Annotated in this window: 22 protein-coding genes and 1 pseudogene; 18 read left to right on the top strand and 5 right to left on the bottom strand. The window is 64.9% G+C overall.

What is annotated here, in order from left to right; translation table 11 throughout:
* The first annotated feature begins 91 nt into the window (after nucleotides 1–91).
* From serB to DBV08_RS33125, 3 genes are read left to right on the top strand one after another with little or no spacing between them, the layout of a single operon-like run.
* A complete protein-coding gene (gene serB / locus DBV08_RS01770) occupies nucleotides 92–1312 on the top strand; it encodes a phosphoserine phosphatase SerB (RefSeq protein WP_020969288.1) in 1221 nt (406 codons plus the stop codon).
* 53 nt (nucleotides 1313–1365) lie between these two features.
* Nucleotides 1366–2112, top strand: a complete 747-nt coding sequence (locus DBV08_RS01765) for a peptidyl-tRNA hydrolase (RefSeq protein WP_124566571.1) — start codon at nucleotides 1366–1368, stop codon at nucleotides 2110–2112.
* 38 nt (nucleotides 2113–2150) lie between these two features.
* Nucleotides 2151–2945, top strand: coding sequence for a YitT family protein (locus DBV08_RS33125; protein WP_240952001.1), 795 nt, complete (start codon nucleotides 2151–2153; stop codon nucleotides 2943–2945).
* Here DBV08_RS33125 and glgX read toward each other — a convergent pair.
* Nucleotides 2858–4900, bottom strand: a pseudogene (gene glgX, locus DBV08_RS01755) (glycogen debranching protein GlgX); the annotation flags it as partial. The gene DBV08_RS33125 and the pseudogene glgX overlap by 88 nt on opposite strands.
* A gap of 51 nt (nucleotides 4901–4951) precedes the next feature.
* Between glgX and DBV08_RS01750 the strand changes: the two are divergent.
* From DBV08_RS01750 to DBV08_RS01730, 5 genes are read left to right on the top strand one after another with little or no spacing between them, the layout of a single operon-like run.
* Nucleotides 4952–5773, top strand: a complete 822-nt coding sequence (locus tag DBV08_RS01750; protein ID WP_124566338.1) for an ABC transporter ATP-binding protein — start codon at nucleotides 4952–4954, stop codon at nucleotides 5771–5773.
* 56 nt (nucleotides 5774–5829) lie between these two features.
* Complete coding sequence (locus DBV08_RS01745; RefSeq protein WP_095969181.1) at nucleotides 5830–6648, top strand: NUDIX domain-containing protein; 819 nt, start codon at nucleotides 5830–5832, stop codon at nucleotides 6646–6648.
* Nucleotides 6649–6658: 10 nt separating this feature from the next.
* A complete protein-coding gene (locus DBV08_RS01740; RefSeq protein ID WP_095969182.1) occupies nucleotides 6659–7438 on the top strand; it encodes an enoyl-CoA hydratase/isomerase family protein in 780 nt (259 codons plus the stop codon).
* Nucleotides 7439–7491: 53 nt separating this feature from the next.
* Nucleotides 7492–8508: a class I SAM-dependent methyltransferase gene (locus DBV08_RS01735; protein WP_003944733.1), complete on the top strand. Its 1017-nt coding sequence runs from the start codon at nucleotides 7492–7494 to the stop codon at nucleotides 8506–8508.
* Nucleotide 8509: 1 nt separating this feature from the next.
* A complete protein-coding gene (locus DBV08_RS01730; RefSeq protein ID WP_124566337.1) occupies nucleotides 8510–9667 on the top strand; it encodes a THUMP-like domain-containing protein in 1158 nt (385 codons plus the stop codon).
* A 1-nt stretch (nucleotide 9668) separates the two neighbouring features.
* On the opposite strand, the gene DBV08_RS01725 is transcribed toward DBV08_RS01730, so the two are convergent.
* Nucleotides 9669–10976, bottom strand: coding sequence for a PQQ-binding-like beta-propeller repeat protein (locus DBV08_RS01725; protein ID WP_124566336.1), 1308 nt, complete (start codon nucleotides 10974–10976; stop codon nucleotides 9669–9671).
* 137 nt (nucleotides 10977–11113) lie between these two features.
* Here DBV08_RS01725 and DBV08_RS01720 point away from each other — a divergent pair, with 137 nt between their 5' ends.
* Both DBV08_RS01720 and DBV08_RS01715 read left to right on the top strand, forming a co-directional pair.
* Complete coding sequence (locus tag DBV08_RS01720) at nucleotides 11114–11878, top strand: acyltransferase (protein ID WP_095969185.1); 765 nt, start codon at nucleotides 11114–11116, stop codon at nucleotides 11876–11878.
* A 97-nt stretch (nucleotides 11879–11975) separates the two neighbouring features.
* Complete coding sequence (locus DBV08_RS01715) at nucleotides 11976–12611, top strand: maleylpyruvate isomerase family mycothiol-dependent enzyme (protein WP_124566335.1); 636 nt, start codon at nucleotides 11976–11978, stop codon at nucleotides 12609–12611.
* Between the two features lie 10 nt (nucleotides 12612–12621).
* Here DBV08_RS01715 and DBV08_RS01710 read toward each other — a convergent pair whose 3' ends face one another.
* From DBV08_RS01710 to DBV08_RS01700, 3 genes are read right to left on the bottom strand one after another with little or no spacing between them, the layout of a single operon-like run.
* On the bottom strand, nucleotides 12622–13866 hold the full coding sequence (locus DBV08_RS01710; protein WP_020907242.1) for a glycosyltransferase family 4 protein: 1245 nt from the start codon (nucleotides 13864–13866) through the stop codon (nucleotides 12622–12624).
* The gene (locus DBV08_RS01705) at nucleotides 13863–15398 is read right to left on the bottom strand and encodes a glycoside hydrolase family 57 protein (RefSeq protein ID WP_124566570.1); all 1536 of its coding nucleotides are present in this window, start codon (nucleotides 15396–15398) and stop codon (nucleotides 13863–13865) included. Before DBV08_RS01705 ends, DBV08_RS01710 begins: the two co-directional genes overlap by 4 nt.
* A gap of 29 nt (nucleotides 15399–15427) precedes the next feature.
* On the bottom strand, nucleotides 15428–16237 hold the full coding sequence (locus DBV08_RS01700; RefSeq protein WP_124566334.1) for a bifunctional 2-polyprenyl-6-hydroxyphenol methylase/3-demethylubiquinol 3-O-methyltransferase UbiG: 810 nt from the start codon (nucleotides 16235–16237) through the stop codon (nucleotides 15428–15430).
* Between the two features lie 271 nt (nucleotides 16238–16508).
* Here DBV08_RS01700 and DBV08_RS01695 point away from each other — a divergent pair, with 271 nt between their 5' ends.
* From DBV08_RS01695 to ligA, 8 genes are all read left to right on the top strand, one after another.
* The gene (locus DBV08_RS01695; protein WP_003944754.1) at nucleotides 16509–17309 is read left to right on the top strand and encodes an electron transfer flavoprotein subunit beta/FixA family protein; all 801 of its coding nucleotides are present in this window, start codon (nucleotides 16509–16511) and stop codon (nucleotides 17307–17309) included.
* A gap of 48 nt (nucleotides 17310–17357) precedes the next feature.
* Nucleotides 17358–18314 (top strand): electron transfer flavoprotein subunit alpha/FixB family protein, encoded by a 957-nt coding sequence (locus DBV08_RS01690; RefSeq protein ID WP_003944698.1) that lies wholly within the window; start codon nucleotides 17358–17360, stop codon nucleotides 18312–18314.
* Nucleotides 18315–18449: 135 nt separating this feature from the next.
* Entirely contained in the window at nucleotides 18450–19286 is an 837-nt protein-coding gene (locus tag DBV08_RS01685; protein ID WP_095969188.1) for a GNAT family N-acetyltransferase, read from the top strand.
* Complete coding sequence (locus tag DBV08_RS01680; RefSeq protein ID WP_124566333.1) at nucleotides 19286–20185, top strand: 1-acyl-sn-glycerol-3-phosphate acyltransferase; 900 nt, start codon at nucleotides 19286–19288, stop codon at nucleotides 20183–20185. The genes DBV08_RS01685 and DBV08_RS01680 overlap by 1 nt, the downstream gene beginning before the upstream one ends.
* Before the next feature lie 52 nt (nucleotides 20186–20237).
* Entirely contained in the window at nucleotides 20238–21467 is a 1230-nt protein-coding gene (locus DBV08_RS01675; protein WP_095969190.1) for a cysteine desulfurase family protein, read from the top strand.
* The gene (mnmA, locus tag DBV08_RS01670; RefSeq protein WP_124566332.1) at nucleotides 21467–22579 is read left to right on the top strand and encodes a tRNA 2-thiouridine(34) synthase MnmA; all 1113 of its coding nucleotides are present in this window, start codon (nucleotides 21467–21469) and stop codon (nucleotides 22577–22579) included. Before DBV08_RS01675 ends, mnmA begins: the two co-directional genes overlap by 1 nt.
* Complete coding sequence (locus tag DBV08_RS01665; protein ID WP_095969192.1) at nucleotides 22576–23598, top strand: methionine synthase; 1023 nt, start codon at nucleotides 22576–22578, stop codon at nucleotides 23596–23598. The genes mnmA and DBV08_RS01665 overlap by 4 nt, the downstream gene beginning before the upstream one ends.
* A gap of 69 nt (nucleotides 23599–23667) precedes the next feature.
* Nucleotides 23668–25749, top strand: a complete 2082-nt coding sequence (gene ligA, locus DBV08_RS01660; protein WP_397486707.1) for an NAD-dependent DNA ligase LigA — start codon at nucleotides 23668–23670, stop codon at nucleotides 25747–25749.
* Nucleotides 25750–25796: the final 47 nt, after the last annotated feature.

Here is a 25796-nt window from a genome sequence, read left to right as displayed (position 1 = left end):
GCGAAGGCCCCGCCCGAGTAACGGGTGGGGCCTTTCGCTTGGCACAATAGTGACGATCAAGACGCGAACGAAGAAACGATCGGAGTTTTCGGTGGGTGCCTCTGACACCACTGTTCTGGTGACTGTGACCGGGCCGGACCGCCCTGGCGTCACCTCGGTACTGTTCGCGGCGCTGTCGCGGCACGATGTGCGTCTGCTCGACGTGGAGCAGGTGGTGATTCGAGGTCGACTGACACTCGGGGTCATGGTGGCCTGCCCGAACGATCCCGAAGCTCTTCAGGAAGAGCTCGAACAGGCGATGGCGACGGTCGGAATGAACGTCGACATCGAAATCGGTGCCGATCCCGGGCGACCTGCAGTGTCCACTCACGCCGTCGTTGTTCTCGGCAGCCCGGTCAATGCTCGCGCCATGCGCTCGGTAGCACGCGAACTCGCGAAGCAGGGCGCCAACATCGACTCCATCCGTGGTGTCGCCGATTATCCGGTTACCGGCCTCGAACTCAGCGTCAGCGCAGCCGATACTGTCGACGGCGACGCGAAACTGCGTACCGGACTCGCCGAGGTCGCCGCTCTCGAAAACGTCGACATCGCAGTCGAGCGCGCAGGTCTCGCTCGCCGAGCCAAGCGTCTGATCGTGTTCGACGTGGACTCGACGCTCGTTCAGGGCGAGGTCATCGAGATGCTCGCCGCCAAGGCCGGAGTCGAGGACGAGGTCCGCGCCGTCACCGAAGCTGCGATGCGCGGCGAGATCGACTTCACCGAATCACTGCACCAGCGTGTGGCGACACTCGCCGGACTCGACGCCTCCGTCATCGACGAGGTGGCAGAGAGCATCGAACTGACGCCGGGAGCGCGCACCACGATTCGCACCCTGCGCCGCCTCGGATTCCACTGTGGCGTGGTGTCCGGCGGTTTCCGCCAGGTCATCGAAGGCCTCGCACACGAACTCGAACTGGACTTCGTGCACGCCAACACCCTCGAGATCGTCGACGGCAAGCTGACCGGACGTGTGATCGGTGAAATCGTCGACCGCGCTGCGAAGGCCGTCGCGCTGCGCAAGTTCGCCGATCAGGTCGGTGTTCCGATGGAACAGACCGTCGCTGTCGGTGACGGTGCCAACGACATCGACATGCTCAACGCCGCAGGCCTGGGTGTGGCGTTCAACGCCAAGCCTGCGTTGCGGGAGGTCGCGGACGCGGCTTTGTCGCATCCCTTCCTCGATGCCGTGCTGTTCATTCTCGGTGTGACCCGCGACGAGGTCGAGGCTGCGGACGCCGTCGACGGTGGCGTACGACGCGTACCGATTCCATGAGTTCCGATCCAGCAGTCAGTTCCGATCCAGCAGTCAGTTCCGATCCAGCTGTGATGTCCGGCCCCGATTCTCGCTGGCGCGAGCGCCACGCGGTGTTGGCTGCCGGCTACGGAGGGCGAGACGACCCCGCGGATCCGGCGCTGGTGCTGGCCATGCCGATCGTTCTCCACATTCCGAAGGCAGATCGGCCCAAGCGCACCGCACTGCTCGAGGCTGCCGCAACGGCGGCAGTGGCGCTGTGTCTGGACGAACGCGTCGGGTTCACCGAAGACGGGGAGCCCGGCCCGTGGCACGAGGACTATTCGGCGTGGGTGGGTGCCCGGATCCGGAAAGTGTCTCGCCGAGCGCGTGGAGCCCAGTGGCTCGCCGCGCAAGAGGTACCGGGAATCACCGTCGACGTGGATGGTGCCCAGGCGCGGGCTCTGGTTCCCGGGCCGGTCGGAGAACTGGACCCGCGAATCAAGAAGTTGCAGATCGGTGGCACCGACCTCGAGCACGACGAGCCTGGCGAGCCCGAGCCTGGGCTTCCGGTGCTGTGGATCGACTCGGCGCTCGAGATGACGGTAGGCAAGGCGTCGGCACAGGTCGGGCATGCCTCGATGTTGTTGGCAGCGGCCATGTCCGAGAAACAGTGCTGGGCATGGGCGCAGAACGACTTCCGTTGCTCGGTACGCGACGCAAGTCCGAAACAGTGGGCCGAGGCAGTAGGTCGATTGAAGAGGTCGGAGGCCGTCGCGGTGCGCGATGCGGGGTTCACGGAAGTGGCACCAGGCTCCATGACAGTCATCGCTGTTCCGTAGAGACCTCACCCGACCAGTCCAGTGTCGGCAACTTGGCTATGGATGAACAGTCCAGTGGCCTTCAAGATGGTCGAGTGTTGATACGGAGATTCGCCTCGTTGTTCGTCGGTCTGTGGTTGTACGGCTTCTCGATGGCCATGATGATCACTGCCGGCCTCGGACTGGACCCCTGGGACGTGTTTCATCAGGGTGTGGCCGAGCATGTTTCGCTCAGTTTCGGCGTGATCACTGCTATTACCGGTGCGGTGGTACTGCTGCTCTGGATTCCGATCCGGCAGCGGCCAGGATTCGGCACGGTCGCGAATGTCGTTGTCATTGCAATCTCGGTGGATACTTCACTGGCCTTCTTGCCGGTCTTCGATTCCATGCCAGTTCGTGCCGCGATCATGGTCGCGGGCATCCTCCTCAACGGTCTGGCCAGCGTTCTCTACATCGGCGCAGGCATGGGGCCGGGTCCCCGCGACGGGTTGATGACAGGACTGGTCGCGCGCACCGGCTTGTCGGTCAGGCTCGTGCGTACCAGCATCGAAATCGCGGTCCTCGCTACCGGATGGCTTCTCGGTGGAACCGTCGGCGTCGGAACCGTGTTGTACGCCTTCGGGATCGGGCCGACCATTCAATTCCTGATCAAGGTGCTGCCGGATTCCATGACTGCAGCGGTTACCGGCGGACGTGACACCGAACGTAAGGCCAAGACCGTGGGTCCGGTCAACGAGATCTCGGTGCCGACGGGAACTTCCGCCGTGGAGGCAGGTTCGCCGGTCGGTGACGCCGAATCGAACGATGCAGTCAAGGTGCCGTCGAACCATTCCGGAGTGCCGACCGTGACCTGAACCGGTCCGCCGGAATGCAGAATCAGGAGCCAACTGTCGTCACCGAGCGGGCGCCCGGTCCGAGTGTGAGACCGAACGTCGGCTCCGTCGATCCAGGCCTGCAGTGTTCGGTGACTCTCGTCGTACCATGCGGTGTCGTCGAACTCGACGCCGGCAGAGTCGAACCAGACGAGGTCCGGGTGCTCCAGTCTCCTTCTGCCTTCGAAGAATTCGGGCTGACGCAACGCCGGTGCCGCTCGGCGTAACGCGAACGCTCGGGAGACGAACTGCACCAACGACTGATCGGCCCTCGCCCAGTCCAGTGCCCACGAATCGGCTGGGGAGGCAAGTGTGGGAACACAATACGCGTTGTTGTTTCCGCCCAGGCTGTGGCCGAACTCGTCTCCGGCGGTGAGCATCGGTGTGCCTGTCGACAGCACGAGTGTGGCCAGTAGCGCCCGTACGTGACGTGCCCTGGCGTCCTGAATCTCGGGATCGGTGCTCGGGCCTTCGATTCCGTGGTTGAACGAATCGTTGTGATCGGCGCCGTCACGATTGTCTTCACCGTTGGCCTCGTTGTGCTTGTGGTTGTATGCCACGAGATCGGCGGCGGTGAACCCGTCGTGCGCCGTGACGAAGTTGATCGACGCCCAGGGGCGACGGCCGCTGCCGGCAAAGATGTCCTCGGAACCGGCGAGGCGCGACGCGACCTTCCGAACGCTGGAGCCGCCGTTCCAGAACTGGCGAATGGTGCTGCGGTACTTGTCGTTCCATTCCGACCACTGGAGTCCGAAGTTTCCGACCTGGTAACCGTCGGCCGTCGCATCCCACGGTTCGGCGATGAGCTTGCACCGAGTCAGGACCGGATCGGAGGAGATGGCGGACAGGATGGACGCGCGCTGGTCGAAGGCCCCGCCGCGCGGCCGACCCAACGCGCTCGCGAGATCGAATCGGAAGCCGTCGACACCCATTTCGGTGGCCCAGTAACGGAGGCTGTCCGTGATCATGCGGACGGCGATGGGGGAGCAGGCGTCGACCGTGTTGCCGCACCCGGTCAGATCGATGTCGCGGCCGTTGCCGTCGAGAAGGTAGTAGCCAGGGCCGTCCAAACCTCGCCAGCTGACACTGATTCCGTCGACGCTCTGCTCGCAGGTGTGGTTGTAGACGACGTCGAGGATGACCTCGATGCCTGCCGCGTGGAGTGCGTCGACCATGATCCGGAACTCGGTGACTTCGCCGCCCGGAGTCGCCGCGTATCCGGGATGCGGGGCGAAGTACGACGTCGTCGAGTATCCCCAGTGATTGCGCATCCCTCGCTCGCGGACGCTGTGTTCGGTCAGAAACGCCTGTACGGGAAGCAGTTCCACGGCGGTGACGCCGAGTGAGACGAGGTGATCGATCACAGCCGGTGCCGTCAGGCCGAGGTACGTTCCGCGGTGGGCGGCGGGAACTCCTGGATGAGCGGCGGTGTATGCGCCGACATGCAGTTCGTAGATCACGCTTTCCTCCCACGGCGTCTCGAGGCGGGCCGAGGCGGGAGCGAGGCCGGGAGTCACCACGGACAGCGGCACGTGGCCGAGCGAGTCGAGCGTCGACGGGTCGCCGAAAGGATCGTCGGCGTACGACAGGAGGGCGCGGTGGTCACCGAGTTCCCCTTCGATGCGGCGCGCCCACGGATCGATGAGCAGCTTGTGTGGATTCAGTCTCAGTCCGGCACGCGGATTCCACGGGCCGATCGCCCGAATTCCGTACCGCTGCCCCGCGCCGATCCCGGCGATGATCCCGTGCCAGATTCCGTACGTGTGTTGCCGGAGTTCGACGCGATCTTCGTTTCCGTCCTGGTCGATCAGGCAGATCTGGACGCTCGACGCAGCTGGTGCGTGGACCGCGAACTGGGTTCCGGAGTCCACGATGTGGGCGCCGAGTGGGAATGGAGACCCGGGCGTCGGGGCGGGAGTTTCGATGAGAGGCGACACGCAAGATGATCCTGCCGTGAACGGCCGGAGAATGTGCGGGAAGATGTTCGGGTGCCGCTACCTGATCCAGATCTGCTCATCGATTTCGACAACGTACTCATCCGCCGGGGAGGGTCCACTCTCGTGGGGCCCGTCACCTGGAAAGTGGAGCTGGACGAGCGATGGGTGGTGCTCGGACCCAACGGTGCCGGCAAGACGTCGCTGCTGCGAATCGCAGCCGGTGAAACTTTCCCGACCAGCGGTTCTGCCCACCTCCTCGGTGAAGTTCTCGGCAAGGTCGACGTCAACGAGTTGCGCCCGCGAATCGGACTGTCCTCGTCGTCGTTGGCGAACCGGGTGCCCGGCGACGAGAAGGTCAGCGACCTCGTCGTGTCGGCCGGCTACGCCGTCCTCGGTCGGTGGCGCGAGGAGTACGAAACCATGGACACCTCGCGTGCTGTGGAGATGCTCGAAAGCCTCGGCGCCGAGCACCTGGCGGATCGGACGTACGGGACGCTTTCCGAAGGCGAGCGCAAGCGAGTCCTCATCGCGCGAGCTCTGATGACCGATCCCGAACTTCTACTTCTGGACGAGCCCGCCGCTGGGCTCGACCTCGGTGGCCGTGAGGAACTCGTGGCCAGACTCGCAGAACTGGCTGCCGATCCGGACGCCCCGGCTACCGTTCTGATCACCCATCACGTCGAGGAAATCCCGCCGGGCTTCACGCACGCACTCCTTCTCAAGGAAGGTGAGGTCGTCTCCCAGGGTCTTCTGGACGACGTGATCACCGCCGAAAATCTGAGCGCGGCATTCAGCCAGTCCATCAGCCTCGACAAGGCGGACGGCCGATACTTCGCGCGACGTGCGAGGCCGTCCGGAGCTCATCGCGCGTGAGCGTCAGTGGGACCTGAAATGCGGCCCAGATCACAGATCGCGTAGGTTCGCGAAGCATGGCTAACGAGAATGCAAACGCTGTCCCCGAGCCCAAGGATGCGTCGACCGTCATCTTGGTGCGCGATGCCGAATCCGGTATCGAGATCTTCCTGCTTCAACGAGTGCAGGGGATGGCGTTCGCCGGGGGCATGACGGTCTTTCCCGGCGGCGGCGTCGACAAGTCCGATGCGACGGCCGAGGTCGAGTGGGCCGGCCCTTCCGTCGAGTGGTGGGCCGAGCGATTCAGCACGGATGTGGCTCGGGCGAAGGCTCTCGTCTTGGCTGCGGTGCGGGAAACTTTCGAGGAGTGCGGCGTCCTGCTCGCCGGACCGACCGCGGACACCGTCGTCGCGGACACGGCCGGCTACGCACAGGACCGCGTTGCTCTCGAAAAGCACGAGCTGTCGTTCAGCGATTTCCTGAAGAAGGAGAACCTGGTCCTGCGAACGGATCTGCTGCGGCCGTGGGCGAACTGGATCACGCCGGTGGGCGAGACACGCCGCTACGACACCCGATTCTTCGTCGCAGCGTCACCGACCGGACAGATCGCGGACGGGGTCACCTCCGAGGCCGCCGAGGTACGTTGGCAGAGCCCGCAGGACGCGCTGGCGCACTGGCGGGAGGGTGGCAGCATCCTGTTGCCGCCGACGTGGAGCCAGCTGACCGAATTGGCCAAGTTCAGCTCGGTGGCGGAGATACTCGCAGCCGAGCCGGAGATCCCCGTCATCCTGCCGACGCTGATCACCGACGAGGAAACACTGCGCGTCGAATTCCCGAACCAGGACGGTTACTACACCGCCGGACCGCATCCGTGGTCGATCAAGGTGGCAAAGTAGATTCTCGATCATGGCTGAATTTGTGACTCTCGAAGTTTCCGAAGGCATCGGCACCATCCGTCTGGCGCGCCCGCCCATGAACGCGCTGAACCGTCAGGTCCAGGACGAGTTGGCCGCTGCTGCACACGCCGCGACCGTCGACAAGGCAGTCAAGGCAGTCATCGTCTACGGCGGCGAGAAGGTTTTTGCTGCCGGCGCCGACGTCAAGGAAATGGCCGAGATGGACTACGGCCAGATCCGTGACGCGATCGGCGGCATGCAGGCAGGACTCGGCGCCGTGGCGTCCATCCCGAAGCCGACCGTTGCCGCGATCACCGGATACGCACTCGGTGGCGGTCTCGAAGTTGCACTGTCGGCCGATCGCCGGATCGTCGGAGACAACGCCAAGCTCGGAGTTCCGGAGATTCTGCTCGGAATCATTCCCGGTGGCGGCGGAACGCAGCGCCTCGCTCGGCTGATCGGTCCGGCCAAGGCCAAGGATCTGGTCTTCAGCGGCCGTTTCGTCGGGGCCGACGAGGCGTTGGCCATCGGTTTGGTCGACGAGGTCGTCGCTCCCGACGACGTCTACACCGCGGCCCGGACATGGGCCTCGCAGTTTGTCGGGGGAGCGTCACGCGCGTTGGCTGCTGCCAAGGCAGCCATCGACGAAGGTCTGAACACCGACCTGGAATCCGGCCTCAAGATCGAGCAGCATCTGTTCGCCGGATTGTTCGCGACCAAGGATCAGACGATCGGCATGGAGTCGTTCATCGCCAACGGTCCGGGCAAGGCCGAGTTCACGGGCGAGTAGGCTCCCCTAAACTAGAACTTGTTCATCTCTTACCAGCGAGTAGGATAGCCGCCATGACAGCCAGCCCGAATGACGACGCAACCGTCACGCCGCCCGCCGCTACCGACACCTCGGTAGTCGACCCCGCGCCGCGGCCGCACGCCACGGCCGAAGAGGTCGAGGCCGCTCGTAAGGACACCAAGCTCGCTCAGGTGCTCTACCACGACTGGGAAGCCGAAACCTACGACGACAAGTGGTCCATCTCGTACGACGAGCGCTGCATCGACTACGCACGTGGTCGTTTCGACGCCGTCGCGGGCGACCAGCCGCTCCCGTACGAGCGCGCCCTCGAACTGGGTTGCGGCACCGGATTCTTCCTCCTGAACCTGATGCAGGGCGGAGTCGCCAAGACCGGTTCGGTCACCGACCTCTCGCCCGGCATGGTCAAGGTCGCACTGCGCAATGCCGAAAGCCTCGGCCTTCCGGTCGACGGCCGTGTTGCCGACGCCGAGACCATTCCGTACGAGGACAACACCTTCGACCTGGTGGTCGGCCACGCCGTGCTGCACCACATCCCGGACGTGGAGAAGTCGCTGCGCGAGGTCCTCCGTGTTCTCAAGCCCGGCGGTCGTTTCGTCTTCGCCGGTGAGCCCACGACTGTCGGCAACTTCTACGCCCGCTGGCTCGGCCGCGCGACGTGGGAAGCAACCACACGCGTGACCAAGCTGCCGTTCCTGGCAGATTGGCGTCGCCCGCAGGAGGAGCTCGACGAGTCTTCTCGCGCAGCAGCTCTCGAGGCTGTCGTCGACATCCACACGTTCGACCCCACGGACCTCGAGAACATGGCGAAGTCCGCCGGCGCCGATCAGGTCCACGCTGCCACCGAGGAATTCGCCGCGGCGCTGCTCGGCTGGCCGGTCCGTACCTTCGAGGCGGCTGTTCCGCCGGAGAAGCTCGGTTGGGGCTGGGGGCGTTTCGCTTTCGGTGGTTGGAAGACGCTCAGCTGGGTCGACGAGAAGGTGCTCCGCCACGTCGTTCCTCGCGGATTCTTCTACAACGTCATGATCACCGGCGTGAAGCCCGGCAACTGAATTGGGTTATGACTTCACCCTCGGCGACGTCGACTATCTCGGAAGTGATTCCGGCGTAGCTGCCTTGGCCGAGGTGGATCAGCTCGAACTGTCCACGCGTACGCGTCTGGCCGACATCGGCCGGGCGCGTACGCGTTTCGGTGATCACATGCCTGCGCTCGTGGACACCGTTCTGCTTCGACGCAAAGCCGCTGCGAAACTGCCCGGCAGCGATCAGTGGTTGTTCACGGACGACGCGATGCAGCAGGCCACTCCCGGCGTCGTGGCGGCGCACCGCGCGCAGCGTCTGATCGGGCGCGACGTCCACGACGTGACGTGCTCGATCGGCGCCGAACTGCACGCCTTGACCGGAGTTGCGCATCGCGTGATCGGCAGCGACATCGATTCCGTCCGGCTGGCGATGGCGCAGCGCAATGTGCCGAGCGCAGCGTTGTTGCGTGCCGACGCACTCCGCCCGACGACACGCGAGACCGTCGTACTGGCGGACCCGGCGCGGCGATCGGGCGGTCGTCGCACTCACGATCCCGCAGCCCTGATGCCGCCGCTACCGGACCTCATCGAGGCGTACTCCGGCCGTGATCTCGCCGTGAAGTGCGCTCCCGGACTCGATTTCGACAACCTCGGCTGGGCCGGCGAAGTCGAGGTCGTCTCGCTCGACGGCGGAGTCAAGGAAGCTTGCCTGTGGTCGACGGGACTGGCCGAGTCCGGCGTCACGCGTCGAGCTTCGGTGCTTCGCTCCGACGGGAGCGGGTGGGCGATCACCGACGCCGAGGACGACGTTATTCCGGAGCAGGCTCCGGGGGAGTGGATCATCGACCCGGACGGCGCGGTAGTGCGCGCAGGCCTGGTGCGCCACTACGCGGCCAGACACGGCCTGTGGCAGCTCGATCCGCGGATCGCCTATCTGACCGGCGACAGCGTCCCTGAGGGAGTTCGCGGATTCCGGATCCTCGAGCAGATCAAGTACTCGGAGAAACTGCTCAAACAGACGCTGTCCAAGAGGGACTGCGGTGTGGCCGAAATTTTGGTGCGCGGAGTCGACGTCGACCCGGCAGTGCTGCGTCCACGGCTCAAGCTCAAGGGCTCGCTTGCGCTGAGCGTCGTGATCGTGCGGATCGGACGATCGGCGTCGGCCTTCATCTGTGAGGCGTCCCGCTAGCTCACTTGAAGACGAACAGCTCACCGATTGCGCTGGGCGTCAACACTTCACCCTTCGGGCCGATGGAGGTGCCGACGGTGAAGCCGACCGCTCCGGGCAGCGTGTCCTGATCCACCGTCTCACCGGTCTCCGTGTCGAAGGTGATCAGGCTCAATCCGTTCTCACCCTCGCGGACGACGGTGTAGCCGGTGTTGCCGGCGGTCTGCGCCGGAACGCCCAATTGCAGAAGGTCTTTGCGTTCCCAGGCGAGTTCGGCGTGATCTCCCTCGTCGCGCACGGCAAGGAGGTGACCCTTGTCGCCGCCGGCGGGGATGATCAAACCGTCGTCGGACGTCGAGGCACTACCGGCCGAGTTGAAGCCGATGTCGTAACTCCATCTGGTGTCACCGGTTTCGGCGTCCACCGCCCACAGCGACCCGTTGTTGTCGGTGGCGTACACGGTCTTGCCGTCCTTCGACAGGTCCGGGCTCGACGCCGTCCCACCGGGAAGCGCGTCGGTGGACCACTCGCGGGTGATGGACGGATTGTCACCGCCCGTGTACTTCATGGCGACCAGATCGGCTGCCTGAGAACTGGGTCCGTAGAAGGTGAAGTAGAACTTGCCGGTGCCCAGGTCGACTGCCGGCGTATTGGCCACCGGGCAGCCGGCGGTACCGAGGAAGCACTCGTTCAAACCCTTGTTGTCGGGAATGAGTTCTGCATTCGAGCCCTGGTCGATCGACGGCGGCGGGATCAGGTCGAACGACGGAAGAACCTTTGCGCCGGTCTGCGGGTTGAGCACGTTGATCTGACCCAGCTGGGTGATGAACAACAGGTTTCCGTCGCCGGTGAACTGCGACGAGAGGGGAGTGCCCACAACGAGCGTGCGCCAACGCAATTGACCCGTTTCAGTGAAGGACATCATCGCGCCGCTCTCGCCGACGTAGACATTGGTGGCCGTGTCGACGATGGGCGTCGAGGCGACTACTCCGTCGTTGAGTCGAGCGCACCACTTCTTGCGACCCGAATCCATCTGGAAAGAAAAGAGATTGCAGCCGTTCTCGGTGCGGGCGGTGACGAAACTCTGGCCGTTCGCGGCCACCGACGCGTACGCGGCAACCGGACCGCCGAGGGGGCGTGACCAGGCGAACTCGACATCGCGTGAACCGGTGACCGGGCTCGTGTCGCTGTTGCGGGCGTCGGCGTGCATGGCCGGCCAACCCGCCGACGCGTACCGGTCCACCCGTCCGTCGTCGCTGCCGCAACCGGCGATCAGGACCGCAACGATCGCCGTCGACACCATCACGGACGACCGTAGGACCCGCCGCATCACAATCTCCCTGCCTTCACTTCGTCAAGAGCCTTCGGTAACTGCACAAGCCCGGAGCAGAGACTATCCCGACCGGGGCAACGTGACGGGGCACACCCCGAGGGTCGGTGAGTCGGCCCCACGTAGGCTGAACACTCATGACGAGCATGTGGGGCGCACCGTTGCGCACTCGATGGCGGGGATCACGCCGCAACGACAGCGATCAGGCCAAGTTCTTGACCGTCGATTCCCTCAAATGGGTTCTGGCGAACAAGGCGTACACGCCCTGGTACCTGGTGCGGTACTACCGTCTCGCCAAGTTCAAGATGGCCAACCCGCACGTGATCCTGCGCGGCATGGTGTTCCTCGGCAAGAACGTCGAAATCCATTCCACCCCCGATCTGTCCCGCCTCGAGATCGGGCGCTGGGTACACATCGGCGACGGCAACGCGATCCGTTGCCACGAAGGTTCGCTGCGCATCGGCGACAAGGTCGTCTTCGGCAAGGACAACGTCGTCAACACCTATCTCGACATCGAAATCGGTGCGTCGACGCTCGTAGCCGACTGGTGCTACATCTGCGACTTCGACCACCGCATGGACGACATCAACACACCGATCAAGGACCAGGGCATCGTCAAGGGCCCCGTCCGTATCGGCCCGGACACCTGGGTGGCAGCGAAGGTCACCGTGCTGCGAAATACCCGCGTCGGACGCGGTTGTGTTCTCGGTGCGCACGCCGTCGTCAAGGGAGACATCCCGGATTACAGCATCGCCGTCGGCTCGCCCGCAAAGGCGGTCAAGAACCGCAAGTCCGATTGGGAAGCCGGCGCTGCCGATCGTGCGAAGTACATCGCGGCACTCGAGGACATCGCACGCAAGAAGGCTGCTGCGGACGCTGCCGACGCGTCGTCGACGCCTTAGCTCACGTTCTGACAGCACCAGCGATTACTTTCGGCGCCGCCACCGGTCTGTATCGGTATCGGCGCCGAAAGTCTGCGCCGGTGAAAGGAGTGCCGACATGAGCGAACAGACACCCGAATGGGTCGTGGCGCAGCGCCGCGAACTGGTGGGATTTCTCGAAGGCCTGAGCACGGAGCAGTGGAACGCGCCGACCCTGTGCGACGGGTGGCGGGTCCGCGAAGTGATCGCGCACATCACCATGCCCTACCGATACTCGGCGCCGCGATTCGTCGTGGAAATGGTCAAGTCACGCGGAAACTTCAACAAGATGTCGAATCGGCGAGCGCTCGCCGACGCGTCGGAAGTCGGTGAGCAACAATTGCTTGCCTCGCTTCGCGACAATGTTGCACACCCGTGGAAGCCGCCGGGTGGTGGCTTCGAGGGTGCACTCTCGCACGACGTGATCCACGGTCAGGACATTCGCGTGGCACTCGGCGACGATTACGTGGTGCCAGAAGACCGGCTCACTCGCGTGCTCAGCGGACTCTCGCCCAAAACCGTGAAGTATTTCGGGACGGACCTCGACGGCGCTCGGTTGCGCGCCGACGACCGAGACTGGACGTACGGCGCCGGCGCCGAGGTCCACGGAGCGGCGCAGGATCTGCTGCTGGTGCTGTGCGGCCGGATGTTGCCACCCGGCCATCTGCTCGGGGACGCGAGTTCTCGCTTCACCGCGCCCTTCCCGATCCGCTGAGGTCAGCGCTTCAGCGGCCGGGTAGCGGACGCTCGGGGATCTGCGGACGAGCCAACGGCTGCCGCACCCGACGCTTTGCGCCCGCGTAGACGTGCGCAGTCTCCTCGGCGACCTGATGCCAGTCGAAGTCCGATGTCAGGCGTGCGCGGGCGGCCACTGCCCGTTCCTGCGCCCCGGCGGGATCGTCGAGAACCTCGCGGACAGCCGAGGTGAGCCCGGCGATGTCGCCCGGTTGGAAGGACATCCCCGTCACCCCGTCGACGACGGCTTCGCCCAGTCCGCCTGCGGTGGACGTGATCAGCGGAGTGCCGGCTGCCGCCGCTTCGAGGGCGATGATCCCGAAGGGCTCGTAGCGGGACGGCAGGACGATGGCGTCCGCTCCGTGCAGCCAGCTGAGCAGTTCGGTGTGATCGAGGTTGCCGAGAAAGTCCACTGCCCGCGCGACGCGATGAGTCCGCGCCTGTTGGTAGAGCCACGTGAACTGGGTGCCTTCGCCCGCGATCGCGAGGGTCGTGCCGGGGTGGCTACGACGGATTCGGGGGAGAGCCGCGATGGCGTCCTGCACGCCCTTCTCGTATTCCAGGCGGCCGACGAAGAGGAGTTTCGGCGGTCCGGACCGCGGTCCACGTTCGCGAAAGTTCCACGTGGTCACGTCGATTCCGTTGCGGATGACGGTGATCGGCGGAAGCGTCGGGCCGTAGAGCTCGGTCACTTCTTCCTGCATGGACGCCGAACAGGTTATGAGAGAGTCGGATTCGTTTGCCAGCCACCACTCGACGGAGTGGACCTGGCGGTTGATGCGTCCGGAGATCCAGCCGCTGTGGCGACCCGCCTCGGTGGCATGGAGTGTGGAAACCAGTGGGACGTCATAGAATTCGGCAAGGGCGATAGCCGGATGTGCGACCAGCCAGTCGTGCGCGTGTACGACGTCCGGCTGCCAGCCCTCGCCCACTCCCGGCTTGTGCAGCGCCATCCCGGCGCGGACCATCGCGTGACCCATCGCGAGGGTCCACGCGAGCATGTCCTCACCGAAGACGAAGTGAGCGGGGTCTTCGGCCACCGCGACGACAAGGACGCCTTCGGAGATGTGCGTGACCGTCGGGTGCGTGGACGCATCGGTGCCGGACGGTCGCCGTGAGAGGACCACAACCTCGTGGCCTGCAGCCGCAAGCTCGGTGGCGAGATGGTGGACGTGGCGACCGAGCCCGCCCACGACGACCGGTGGGTACTCCCACGAGACGATGAGAATCTTCACGACGCACTCCCGTTCGCCAGTTCCGTGTCGGGCAGACGGCGTGCATCCAGACCTGGGAACAGTCCGTCGGCACGATTCCAGCCTTCGGCTAGGCGCTCGGCGACGGTGTCGCGGGCGGAAACCGCCGCTTCGGAGATTTCCCTGGTCGCGTGGGCGTGCTTGTGTGCGCGTTCGCGGGCGTACCCCGCGGCCGAATCCTTGCTCACCATGAATGCCCAATCGCTCGAAACTGTCATCAGTGTCTCGCGAAGTACCTGATCGTTGACGCGGTTTCGCAGTTCCGGTCGGCCGGGAGCGTTGTCGCGTCCGCGAGACTTGTCCACGGTGGTGAGGGCAGTCTCGACTACTTCGGAGTTCAGTTGCACGAGGTCGGACACCTGATCGCCGGCCCACACGCGCCAGTCCTTGCCCGATCCCCAGGACGAATCCTCGAGTTGAACGGGTTCGCCGACGTATCCCGATGCCTTGGCGTCAGCGAGGGTCCCGACGCGAATTCCGGCCTCGGGGAGCGCGCGCAGGAGCTTTTCGAGCCACTGCGGACCTTCGTGCCACCAGTGCCCGAACAGTTCCGTGTCGAAAGCCGCGACCACGAGGGCGTCGCGGCCGATACGGGCGGACTCACTGCGCAGACGCGCCCGAACGGTTTCGACGAAGTCGGCAACATGCTTGTCGACGGCGGCGGCAGCGAGTTCGGGGTCGTACGGCAACTTGTCGGCGGAGTCGACGGTCCGTCCGGTGACCCGCGACGGCTTGAGGCCCGTCTCGTGGTCGTAGGTGTGGAAGTCGCGGTAAGCAGCGTGACCCGGGTATCCGGATTTCGGGGACCAGACGCGGTAGCTGACCTGCAGGTCGCGGCCGAAGGCAACCACGTCGGATTCACGAACCGGGCGGCCGAGGGACGTGTCGCCGCGCAAGGCGGGACCGTCGACCATGAAGTGGGTGACGCCCGCTTCGGCGTACCCGCGCTCCATACCCGGTGTGTACCCGCACTCGGGTCCCCAGATCCCGGTCGGAGTGTGGCTCCACCGGGCATGCGCGTCGGCGAGACCCTCGCGGAGAGAGAAGGCCCGCAAGCGAGGATCGAGCAGGGGTTGGAACGGGTGGGCCAGCGGCCCGCCGAGAAGCTCGAAGGCCTCGCGATCGATGAGGTCCCGGAACACCGGGGAAGCGCCGTGCTGCCAGTGAGTCTCGAAATCCTCCAGAGCGGCGGCTGACGCCCGGTGTTCGCGCGCGCCGAGTTCGCGGTGCGCCGCGTCCGGCATCCCGGCGGCTTCGTGGGCACGGATCTGCCAGTTGCCGAGCCAATGATGCATCCCGGCGAGGCAGTGGGGATCGTCCAACTGAGCCGCGAGCACCGGCGTGATTCCCAGTGTCAGCAGGTGCGATCGGCCCTCGTCGGCCAGGCGTCGAAGCGCGGCGGCAAGCGGAATGTACGACGCAGCCCAGGACTGGTAGATCCATTCCTCGCCGACGGGCCATCTGCCGTGGTTGGCGAGCCACGGCAGATGGGAGTGCAGAACCAGGGCGAACATCCCCGGTTCGGTGACGGGTGTTGCGTTACTCACTCGCCGGTTTCCTTCACGGCGATGTCCTTCACTGCGGTGTCCTTCACGGCGATGGCGACGAGGTCGAGGCTGTCGTCGATGTCGGGTTCGCTGATGCTGAAGTCGTCGACGGTGATGCCCTCGACGTCGCGGGTGAGATCTTCCGGCCAGGGCTCGCCGGCCAACGCGCGGTCGATCTGCGCGTTGATGAACGATCCGCCGTGCTTCGCGTCGAGTTCCTTCAAACGAGAACCGTGGTGGACGCCGGTCATCAACTGAACGCGGAATCCGGCGTCTTCGAGCAATTCGGTCATTTCGGCGGCGTTGAGCTCACGAGTGTGGAAAGGGTTGAGCGGCGTGTCGCGGCCGGGGGAGAACGTGATCCGGTTGGGGGTACTGATCAGAAGTTCACCGCCGGGAGCGAGAACGCGGAAGCACTCGCGCAGGAACTGACCCTGATCCCACAGGTGCTCGATCACCTGGAAATTGACGACGACGTCAACCGAGTTGTCGGCCAGTGGAAGCTCGGCGAGATTGCCGTGGAGCATCTCGACGCGGGGGTAGCGCGCACGAACGTGTTCGACCGCGGAGATGTCGTAGTCCAGGCCCGTAACCTTCGTTGCGACGTCCGCAATCATGTTGGCGCCGTAGCCTTCTCCGGATCCGGCCTCGAGGACTCGGCGGTCCGTGCAGCGCTCCAGAAGTGCGCGGTACACCACTTCGTGGCGCCGGAACCAGTAGTTCTCCTCGGGGATTCCTGGCACGGTTCGTTCGCCCGTCAAGGGCAGGGGTGCGTCCTCGTGGTTGCTGACACTCGTTTCACTCACCCGTGCGAGATTAGTGCCATCCGAGTAGAACGTGTTCGCCGTGGTCCAGATCACTGCTGTCAATTCCTGTTCGTGCCGTTATGGTGGACGAGGTTCCACGTTAAGTTACCCACCGGTAACTTAACGTGGGGTAATCTAACGCACAGCCGACGTGAACCGAGAAATCCGCCCGTGGGGAGACCTGTCGGACTCTCTTTTCGGACGCTCGGACTGCGCGAGCACCACAGACGATTTATCAGGTGAATTACACACAGGAGGTCGACGAAGACCCATGACGAATATCGTTGTTTTGATCAAGCAGGTCCCCGACACATGGTCCGAGCGCAAGCTGACCGACGGCGACTACACGCTTGACCGTGAAGCCGCCGACGCAGTCCTCGACGAGATCAACGAGCGCTCCGTCGAAGAAGCACTCCTCATCAAGGAAGCTCAGGGCGGTGAGGTAACGGTGCTGTCCGCAGGTCCCGACCGCGCCACCGACGCTATCCGCAAGGCTCTGTCGATGGGCGCCGACAAGGCCGTCCACATCAACGACCCGGCACTGCACGGCTCCGACGCGATCCAGACCGCATGGACGCTCGCTGCTGCTCTCGGACAGATCACCTTCGAGAACGACGAGCCTGCCGACCTGATCATCGCCGGCAACGAGGCCACCGACGGCCGCGTCGGCGCTGTTCCGGCCATCATCGCCGAGTACCTGGGCATCCCGCAGCTCACGCAGCTGCGCAAGGTCGTCGTCGCCGACGGCAAGATCACCGGTGAGCGCGAGACCGACGAGGGCGTCTTCGGCCTCGAGGCTTCGCTGCCCGCGATCGTCTCGGTCACCGAGAAGATCAACGAGCCGCGCTTCCCGTCCTTCAAGGGCATCATGGCCGCGAAGAAGAAGGAAGTTCTCGTCTACACGCTGGCCGACCTCGGAGTCGATCCGGAGACCGTCGGTGTTGCGAACGCCGGCACCACCGTGACGTCCTCCACCCCGAAGCCCCCCCGTACCGCTGGTGAGCGCATCGTCGACGAGGGAGACGGTGGCACCAAGATTGCCGCTTACCTCGTCAGCAACAAGGTCATCTGACCGCGCCCTTCTAGACATCCAGCAGAAGAACTCAGGGAGAGTTAAGTCATGGCAGAAGTACTTGTGCTCGTAGAGCACGCAGAGGGTGCGCTGAAGAAGGTCAGCACCGAACTCATCACCGCTGCACGCGCACTCGGTGAGCCGTCGGCAGTTGTCGCCGGCCCCGCGGGCACCGCAGCAAAGCTCGCCGACGCTCTGGCAGCAGCCGGCGCCGAGAAGATCTACGTCGCCGAGTCCGACGACATCGACGGCTACCTCGTCACCCCCAAGGTCGACGTTCTCGCCGCTCTGGTCGAGTCCACCAGCCCGGCAGCGGTCATCACCGCGGCCGGCACCGAGGGCAAAGAGGTTGCCGGTCGTCTGGCCGCACGTCTGGGCTCCGGACTGCTGACCGACGTCATCGAGATCAAGGCTGACGGCACCGGCGTCCACTCCATCTTCGGTGGCGCGTTCACCGTCGAGGCCAAGGCCAACGGCGACGTTCCCGTCTACTCGGTTCGCCCGGGTGCAGTCGAGGCTGCTCCGCAGGCCGGCGCAGGCGAGCAGATCACCGTCGAGGTTCCGGCTCAGGACGAGAGTGCCGTCAAGGTCACCTCGCGTGAGCCCATCGTCGGCGGCGACCGCCCCGAGCTCACCGAGGCCTCGGTTGTCGTCTCCGGTGGACGTGGCGTCGGCAGCGCGGACAAGTTCTCCGTCGTCGAAGAGCTGGCCGATTCCCTCGGCGCTGCAGTCGGTGCTTCGCGTGCCGCTGTGGACTCGGGTTACTACCCCGGACAGTTCCAGGTCGGTCAGACCGGTAAGACGGTCTCGCCGCAGCTGTACATCGCGCTCGGCATTTCCGGTGCCATCCAGCACCGTGCCGGCATGCAGACGTCCAAGACCATCGTCGCGGTCAACAAGGACGAAGAGGCACCCATCTTCGAGATCGCCGACTTCGGCATCGTGGGCGACCTGTTCAACGTCGCACCGCAGCTCACCGAAGCTGTGAAGTCCCACAAGGGCTAGAAAGCACAAACTGCTGTGCGCCTTTATCAACCCCCCGCGGTTGATAAAGGCGCACAGTGCTTTATTCACCCGGCCTGCATCGGCATGTCACTTCGTCGATACCGAGACGCCGTTCGCGCTCGATAAACCTTGCGCATGACAATTACGTCAGTCCTTCGCTCCGCGAGTGACAATCTCGGCCGTGAGGTCGCCCAGCCGAGATATTCCCTGATCGTCTCCTCCGACCGCGAGCATCGTGTCGCAGCGCAGCGCCTTCGATACCGAGTGTTCGCCTCCGAGCCAGGCTTCTCCCTCCCGGCCTCGGCCGGCGTGTTCGAGCTCGACGCCGACGCCTTCGACGAATTCTGTGATCATCTTCTCGTTCGCGACAACATCACCGAGGAGTACGTCGGCTGCTACCGAATGCTGCCGCCGGATTCCGCTGCGGCCGCGGGTGGGTATTACACCGCAACGGAATTCGACATCTCCGCGCTCGATCCGGTGGCGAACAGAATCGTCGAAATGGGTCGCGCGTGCGTCGATCCCGCTCACCGCACCGGATCCGTCCTCAGCCTGATGTGGTCAGGAATCCTGCACTACCTCGAATTGACCGGATACGAGTGGGTGATGGGCTGCGTCTCCGTGCCCGTCCTCCCGAGCCCCGATTCAATCGCCGGCGCCGATGTCCGCGGCGTCCGTGACTTCGTGATGAACAAACACGCCAGTCCGGCGTCACGGCGGGTGACTCCACGAAACCCGGTGGTCCTCGGCGGTCTGACGCTCGACGAGATTGCCGCACCGGAACGCGTCACGATGCCGCCGTTGCTTCGTGGCTACTTGCGGATGGGCGCGACGATCTGCGGGGAACCTGCTCACGATCCCGAATTCGGTGTGGCCGATTTTGTTGCGCTGCAAGGCCTTCACTCCGCCAACAAGCGCTACCTCGAACGGCTGCGATCGGCGGCCGCCGCGCACGAATCGGGGATCGGCTGATGACCGCGACGTTGCCGTACTGGGTGCCGACGAGCCCCTGCGGCGACGGGTGCCTACCCGCGGACGCACCCCGTGTGTCGAGTATCACCGTGGTGGCCCGCGGGGTCATGGTCGGCGCCGCACTGGTGACTGCGCCGGTGCTTTCGGCCGGTTGGCTGCTCCCGCGCGCCTGGCGTACGGAGATGCAGCGCGGATACTCGCGGGCGTTGCTGCGTTGCCTGGGGATGAAGCTCACGGTCGACGATCAGCGGTTGGGGCGCGCCGAACCGGCGGGCGTGATGGTTGTCGCCGGCCACGTGTCGTGGACCGACGTCCTCGTCGCGAGTGCCGTTGCCCCGGCCAACTTCGTCGCCCGTGCCGACCTGCTCGACTGGGCAGTGCTCGGTGGTCTCGCGCGCCGGATGCGCGTCGTCCCCATCGATCGCGCTCGACTGCGTGAACTTCCCGGAACCGTCGACGTCGTTCGCGAGCGCTTGCAGCGAGGTGTCCGTGTGATGGTGTTTCCCGAGGGAACGACCTGGTGCGGCCGGGCGTACGGCGGTTTTCGCCCGGCGATGTTCCAAGCTGCCGTCGACGCCGAATGCCCGGTTCAGCCCATGGCGATCCGCTACGAGAACGCCGACGGTTCCCTGTGCACCGGACCGTGCTTTGTCGGCACCGAAACGATCGGTCAGTCCATCCGCCGGATCCTGCGTCAGAAGAACGTCGAGGTGAAGGTCAGGCTGGCTCCATTCGAGGAGGCAGGGGAGTGTCGAATCGACCTCGCACAGCGATGCGAGAGAGCCGTACGGGGCGTCGAAACCATCGATCTGGCAGCTCACGACATCTTCGACCCCGCGCCGGAACTCGTGACACAAGCCGTGGGACAAATCGATCCCTCCCCGGCGATGACCGCGTAGCCTCCTGAGCGAGGCTGGGCGAACTCTCGTGCTGGGCTATCCTTGTCAAGCCATGACTCTGCCTGCACACAGTGCCCACGCCGGATTTCCGGTGTACCTCGATCATGCCGCCACGACTCCGATGTCGGCAGCCGCTATCGAGGCGATGACCGATACCTTCAAAACCGTGGGCAACGCGTCCTCGCTGCACGGCTCCGGCCGTGCGGCCCGGCGCCGCGTCGAGGAATCGCGCGAGTCGATCGCCGCGAGCCTGGGCGCGCGGCCGTCGGAGGTCATCTTCACCTCCGGAGGAACCGAGAGCGACAATCTCGCGGTCAAGGGCATCTACTGGGCTCGCCGTGACGCCGATCCGCGACGCACTCGAATTCTGGCCAGCTCCGTCGAGCATCATGCGGTGCTCGACGCCGTCGAGTGGCTCGAGCAGCACGAGGGCGCGCGTGTGACGTGGTTGCCGGTCGACGAGAACGGTGTCGTCGACCCGAAGACGTTGCGCGACGAGCTGTCCGTCCACGCCGACGAGGTGGCACTCGTGACGGTGATGTGGGCCAACAACGAGGTCGGCTCGATCATGCCGATCATGGAGTTGGCAGAGGTCGCGGCAGAGTTCGAGATTCCGATGCACAGCGACGCGGTCCAGGCCGTTGCACAATTGCCCGTCGATTTCGCGGCGAGCAAGTTGTCCGCGCTGAGCATCGCGGCGCATAAGTTCGGTGGTCCGCACGGCGTCGGCGCACTGCTGCTCGGACGCCAGGTTCCCTGTGTGCCGCTCCTTCACGGCGGCGGACACGAACGTGATCTGCGTTCGGGCACTCCGGATACTGCGGGTGTTGTCGGGATGGCTGCGGCGCTGCGCGCGAATGTCGAGAACTTCGATTCCAGCACAAGGGAATTGGCGCAGTTGCGCGATCGGTTGATAGACGGAGTCCTGGAGATCCTTCCCGAGTCGGTGCTCAACGGCCCGACCGGATCCGATCGGCTTCCCGGTAACGCGCACTTCACCTTTCCCGGTTGCGAGGGCGATTCGCTGTTGATGCTCCTCGACGCGGCCGGTATCGAATGCTCCACCGGTTCGGCCTGCACCGCTGGTGTGGCCCGGGCCAGCCACGTATTGATCGCGATGGGCGTCGAATCGTCTGTCGCGCGTGGCTCCCTGAGATTTTCGCTCGGACATACGTCGAGTGTCACCGATGTGGACGCGCTGATCGCTGCGCTTCCACAAGTAGTAGAGCGCGCTCGGGCCGCCGGTCTTGCCGGCGCCGGTTCGCGTGGAGGGGATCGCTGATGCGAGTACTCGCAGCCATGAGCGGAGGCGTCGACTCCGCTGTCGCCGCCGCCCGCGCCGTTGCCGCCGGACATGACGTCGTCGGTGTTCATCTTGCGCTGTCCACGGCGCCGGGCGCATTGCGGACGGGTTCGCGTGGTTGCTGCTCGAAGGAAGATGCCGGCGACGCCAGGCGCGCTGCCGACGTCCTCGGAATACCCTTCTACGTCTGGGATTTCGCCGATCGTTTCAAGGAAGACGTGATCGACGACTTCGTGGCGTCGTACGCAGCGGGTGAGACCCCGAATCCGTGCCTGCGGTGCAACGAGAAGATCAAATTCACCGCACTGGCCGATCGTGCGGTCGCTCTCGGTTTCGATGCCGTGGCGACGGGTCACTACGCGCGCCTCGAAGACGGCGTCCTGCGCCGGGCGGTTGATGCGGACAAGGATCAGTCGTACGTCCTCGGTGTGCTGACTGCTGATCAGCTTTCGCGGGCGATGTTCCCGATCGGTGACACACCGAAGGAACAGATCCGCGAGGAAGCCGCCGAACGAGGCCTGGCTGTGGCGAACAAGCCCGACAGCCATGACATCTGCTTCATCCCGACCGGCGATACTCGAGCATTCCTGGGTGCGCGGATCGGCGTTCGTCCCGGAAGCGTCGTCGACGCCGATTCGGGTGAGGTCCTCGCTGCGCACGACGGCGTACACGGTTTCACGATCGGACAGCGCAAGGGGCTCGGCGTCGAAGGTCCCGCGGGTGACGGCCGTCCGCGGTACGTGACTGCGATCGAGCCCGAAACCGGAACGGTACGAGTCGGTTCGGCCAAGAATCTCGACGTCTGGGCCATCTCGGCCCAGCGCGCGATCTGGACTTCGGGCCAAGCGCCGGAAGGCCCCGTCGAGTGCATGGTGCAGGTTCGTGCGCACGGCGGATTGGCGCAGGCCGTTGCGGAGGCCGTCGATGACGGTACTTCAACCGGCGGTATCGCGATTTCGTTGCGCGAACCACTGACCGGCGTCGCGAAGGGCCAGGCCGTCGTGTTGTATCGCCCCGACAGCGAACTAGGCGACCAGGTTCTCGGCAGTGGCACCATCTCCGGCACCGAATCCGAGCCGAACGCACTGTGACACAGCAGGTTTCCATCGGTGGCCTCGTCACCGGAATCGGATCCTGGCCGGGCACGGACGCCCGCGAAAGTGCCGCAACCATCCTCGGTGAACTGGGCGGTTTCCCACACCTGGTGGAGTTGCCGGGTCGCGGTCTCGGCGCTGACATGGTCGGCCGGGCGGGAGCCATTTTGGTCGACATCAACCTCGACGCCTCGACGCGTGCCTATCGCGTCGTGCCGCGGAGGGGCAACGTCGCGAAGCGAGCCGAGGACTTCCTGAACCAGGATCTCGACGCACTCGAGGAAGCCTGGGAGTCGGCCCGTCTCGTCGGCGGGGACCACATCGTCAAGCTCCAAGCTGCCGGCCCGCTGACACTCGGCGCCGAGATCGAGGTCGCGAACGGTTCGCGAGTTCTCGTCGACCGCGGGGCGCTGCGTGACATCGCCGAATCACTGGGTGAGGGTCTCGCGCGACACGCGGCCGAGGTCACACGCCGGACCGGCGCCAAGGTCGTGATCCAGTTGGACGAGCCTCAGATCGCGGCAGTGCTGGCCGGTTCGCTGCCCGGGCGTACCAAGATGGAAAGCGTTCCGGCTCTGCCGGAACCCGAGGCGCTGGCGGTGCTCGACTCGACGATCAGCGGTTGCGGGCTGCCGACGATCGTTCACAGCTGCGCTGCCGACATGCCGTGGGATCTACTGAGGCGAAGCCAGGCGTTCGGCGTGAGCTTGGACATGTCGCTCGTCGGTTCTCGTGATCTCGACGGCATCGGCCAGTTGTTCGACGCCGGCAAGGAATTGGCGCTCGGTCTGGTTCCTTCCGCCCCGCCGGAAAAGCCGGTGACGTGGAAAGAGTGCGCGATGCCCGCCGTCACCCTGATCGATCGTCTCGGCTTCTCGCGCGAACTCCTGCAGACCCAGGTCGCGGTAACCCCAAGCTGTGGTCTTGCGGGTGCGAGCCTCGAGTGGAGTCGCGCCGCCCTTCGGCTGTGCACTGACGTCGGTAAGGCATTGGTGGACGATCCGTCGGCATTCTGATGTGTGGAGTCATGGGGTGTGTCGGTGTGAACCGATATTCTCCTAGCTGTGACTGAAACCGCGGATGCAATGCAGCCAGCGCCCAACGAGGCGCGCGAGCAGTGGACGGAGCTGGCCGAAGAGGTACGCCAGCATCAGTTCCGCTACTACGTTCGTGATGCGCCCGTCATTTCGGACGGTGCATTCGACACATTGCTCGGGCAGCTCAATGCTCTCGAAGAGCGGTACCCGGATCTGCGGACTCCCGACTCTCCGACGCAATTGGTCGGAGGCGGATTCGCGACGGACTTCACGTCCGTCGATCACCTCGAGCGGATGCTCAGTCTCGACAACGTCTTCGACGAGTCCGAACTCCGCGGGTGGATCGCGAAGGTAGAGCAGGAAACCGGCCCGGAACTGCACTATCTGTGTGAGGTGAAAATCGACGGTGTCGCGCTCAACCTCGTCTACGAAAACGGCAAACTCGTGCGTGCCGCAACCCGCGGCGACGGCCGCACAGGCGAGTTGGTCACACTCAACGCCCTGACGATCAACGACATCCCGGAGCGGCTCACCGCCACGGACGAGTACCCGATCCCGAGCCTGCTCGAGGTACGCGGTGAGGTGTTCTTCCGCCTCGAGGACTTCGCGGCACTCAACGCCTCCCTGGTCGAGGAGGGCAAGGCGCCGTTCGCCAATCCGCGCAACTCCGCGGCGGGATCCCTGCGTCAGAAGAATCCGGCTGTCACCGCGCGTCGTCGTCTCGGCATGATCTGCCACGGGCTCGGGCGCATGGAAGGTTTCGAGCCGGCGTCGCAATACGACGCTTACGTGGCCCTCTCAGCGTGGGGTCTTCCGGTGTCCACGCACACCTCGCGGGTGGTCGGCGCCGACGCGGTGGTCGAGAAGATGAAGTACTGGGGAGAACATCGCCACGACGTCGAGCACGAGATCGACGGCCTGGTGGTCAAGGTCGACGAGATGTCGTTGCATCGTCGCCTGGGGACAACGTCACGCGCACCACGGTGGGCGATCGCGTACAAGTACCCACCGGAAGAGGTCACGACCAAGCTCCTCGACATCCGGGTCAGCGTCGGTCGCACGGGTCGCGTGACGCCGTTCGCGTACATGGAACCCGTCACGGTGGCGGGATCCACTGTGTCCTTGGCCACGCTGCACAACGGATCCGAGGTCAAGCGCAAGGGTGTGCTGATCGGCGACACCGTGGTGTTGCGTAAGGCCGGTGACGTCATCCCGGAGGTTCTCGGTCCCGTGGCCGACGTACGCGACGGTACCGAGCGCGAGTTCGTGATGCCGACGCACTGCCCCGAGTGCGGCACGTTGTTGGCACCCGCGAAAGAGGGCGACGTCGACGTGCGGTGCCCCAATCAGCAGTACTGCCCGGCGCAGTTGCGCGAGCGCGTGTTCCACGTCTCGGGGCGCGGTGCATTCGACATCGAGGTGCTCGGTTACGAGGCCGCGACCGGGCTGTTGGAGGCGAAGGTCATCGGTGACGAGGGTGATCTCTTCTCACTCGACGCCGAGAAACTGATCGAGGTTCCGATCTTCCGCACCAATGCGGGAGCCCTGTCCGCAAACGGAAAACGCTTGCTGGCCAACCTGGATTCGGCCAAGGACAAGCCGCTGTGGAGAGTGCTTGTGGCACTGTCGATTCGGCACGTCGGCCCCACTGCCGCGAGGGCGTTGGCCGGCGAATTCGGCTCGCTGCAACGCATTCGGGAAGCGTCGGTCGACGAGTTGGCTGCAGTCGACGGCGTCGGATCCACAATCGCCGCCGCTGTTGTGGAGTGGTTCTCCGTCGACTGGCACCAGCAGATCGTCGACAAGTGGGCCGCGGCGGGAGTGCGCATGGAGGACGAACGAGACGACTCGATTCCGCGCAATCTCGAGGGCCTCTCGATCGTCGTCACCGGTTCGCTCGAGACGTACTCGCGAGATCAGGCGAAGGAAGCGATTCTGGTGCGCGGGGGCAAGGCCGCAGGTTCGGTGTCGAAGAAGACTGCGTTTGTCGTCGTGGGTGAAGCGCCCGGTTCCAAGCACGACAAAGCAGTCGAATTGGGTGTGCCGGTGCTCGACGAAGACGGCTTCCGGCGGTTGCTCGAAGATGGCCCGGATGCGGTCGCGCCCACCGAATTGGACGAATCAGAGTGACTTTGTCCGATTTCTGAGATTGGCGTGCAGGGTGCGATAGTGACGCC

This window comes from Rhodococcus sp. KBW08 (assembly GCF_003852455.1).
GTDB classification, from domain to species: domain Bacteria; phylum Actinomycetota; class Actinomycetes; order Mycobacteriales; family Mycobacteriaceae; genus Rhodococcus_F; species Rhodococcus_F baikonurensis.
The sequence above is the reverse complement of the archived record's forward strand: the minus strand, read 5'-3'. Positions and strand labels throughout refer to the sequence as shown.

Coding starts and splice junctions, on each gene's coding strand:
- DBV08_RS01690 (WP_003944698.1), top strand. CDS start 17,358: ATGGCAGAAGTACTTGTGCTCGTAGAGCACGCAGAGGGTGCGCTGAAG.
- DBV08_RS01725 (WP_124566336.1), bottom strand. CDS start 10,976: ATGCGGCGGGTCCTACGGTCGTCCGTGATGGTGTCGACGGCGATCGTT.
- DBV08_RS01675 (WP_095969190.1), top strand. CDS start 20,238: ATGACTCTGCCTGCACACAGTGCCCACGCCGGATTTCCGGTGTACCTC.
- DBV08_RS33125 (WP_240952001.1), top strand. CDS start 2,151: ATGGATGAACAGTCCAGTGGCCTTCAAGATGGTCGAGTGTTGATACGG.
- ligA (WP_397486707.1), top strand. CDS start 23,668: ATGCAGCCAGCGCCCAACGAGGCGCGCGAGCAGTGGACGGAGCTGGCC.
- DBV08_RS01695 (WP_003944754.1), top strand. CDS start 16,509: ATGACGAATATCGTTGTTTTGATCAAGCAGGTCCCCGACACATGGTCC.
- DBV08_RS01685 (WP_095969188.1), top strand. CDS start 18,450: ATGACAATTACGTCAGTCCTTCGCTCCGCGAGTGACAATCTCGGCCGT.
- DBV08_RS01705 (WP_124566570.1), bottom strand. CDS start 15,398: ATGTTCGCCCTGGTTCTGCACTCCCATCTGCCGTGGCTCGCCAACCAC.
- DBV08_RS01740 (WP_095969182.1), top strand. CDS start 6,659: ATGGCTGAATTTGTGACTCTCGAAGTTTCCGAAGGCATCGGCACCATC.
- DBV08_RS01735 (WP_003944733.1), top strand. CDS start 7,492: ATGACAGCCAGCCCGAATGACGACGCAACCGTCACGCCGCCCGCCGCT.
- mnmA (WP_124566332.1), top strand. CDS start 21,467: ATGCGAGTACTCGCAGCCATGAGCGGAGGCGTCGACTCCGCTGTCGCC.
- DBV08_RS01715 (WP_124566335.1), top strand. CDS start 11,976: ATGAGCGAACAGACACCCGAATGGGTCGTGGCGCAGCGCCGCGAACTG.
- DBV08_RS01765 (WP_124566571.1), top strand. CDS start 1,366: ATGTCCGGCCCCGATTCTCGCTGGCGCGAGCGCCACGCGGTGTTGGCT.
- DBV08_RS01745 (WP_095969181.1), top strand. CDS start 5,830: ATGGCTAACGAGAATGCAAACGCTGTCCCCGAGCCCAAGGATGCGTCG.
- DBV08_RS01720 (WP_095969185.1), top strand. CDS start 11,114: ATGACGAGCATGTGGGGCGCACCGTTGCGCACTCGATGGCGGGGATCA.
- DBV08_RS01680 (WP_124566333.1), top strand. CDS start 19,286: ATGACCGCGACGTTGCCGTACTGGGTGCCGACGAGCCCCTGCGGCGAC.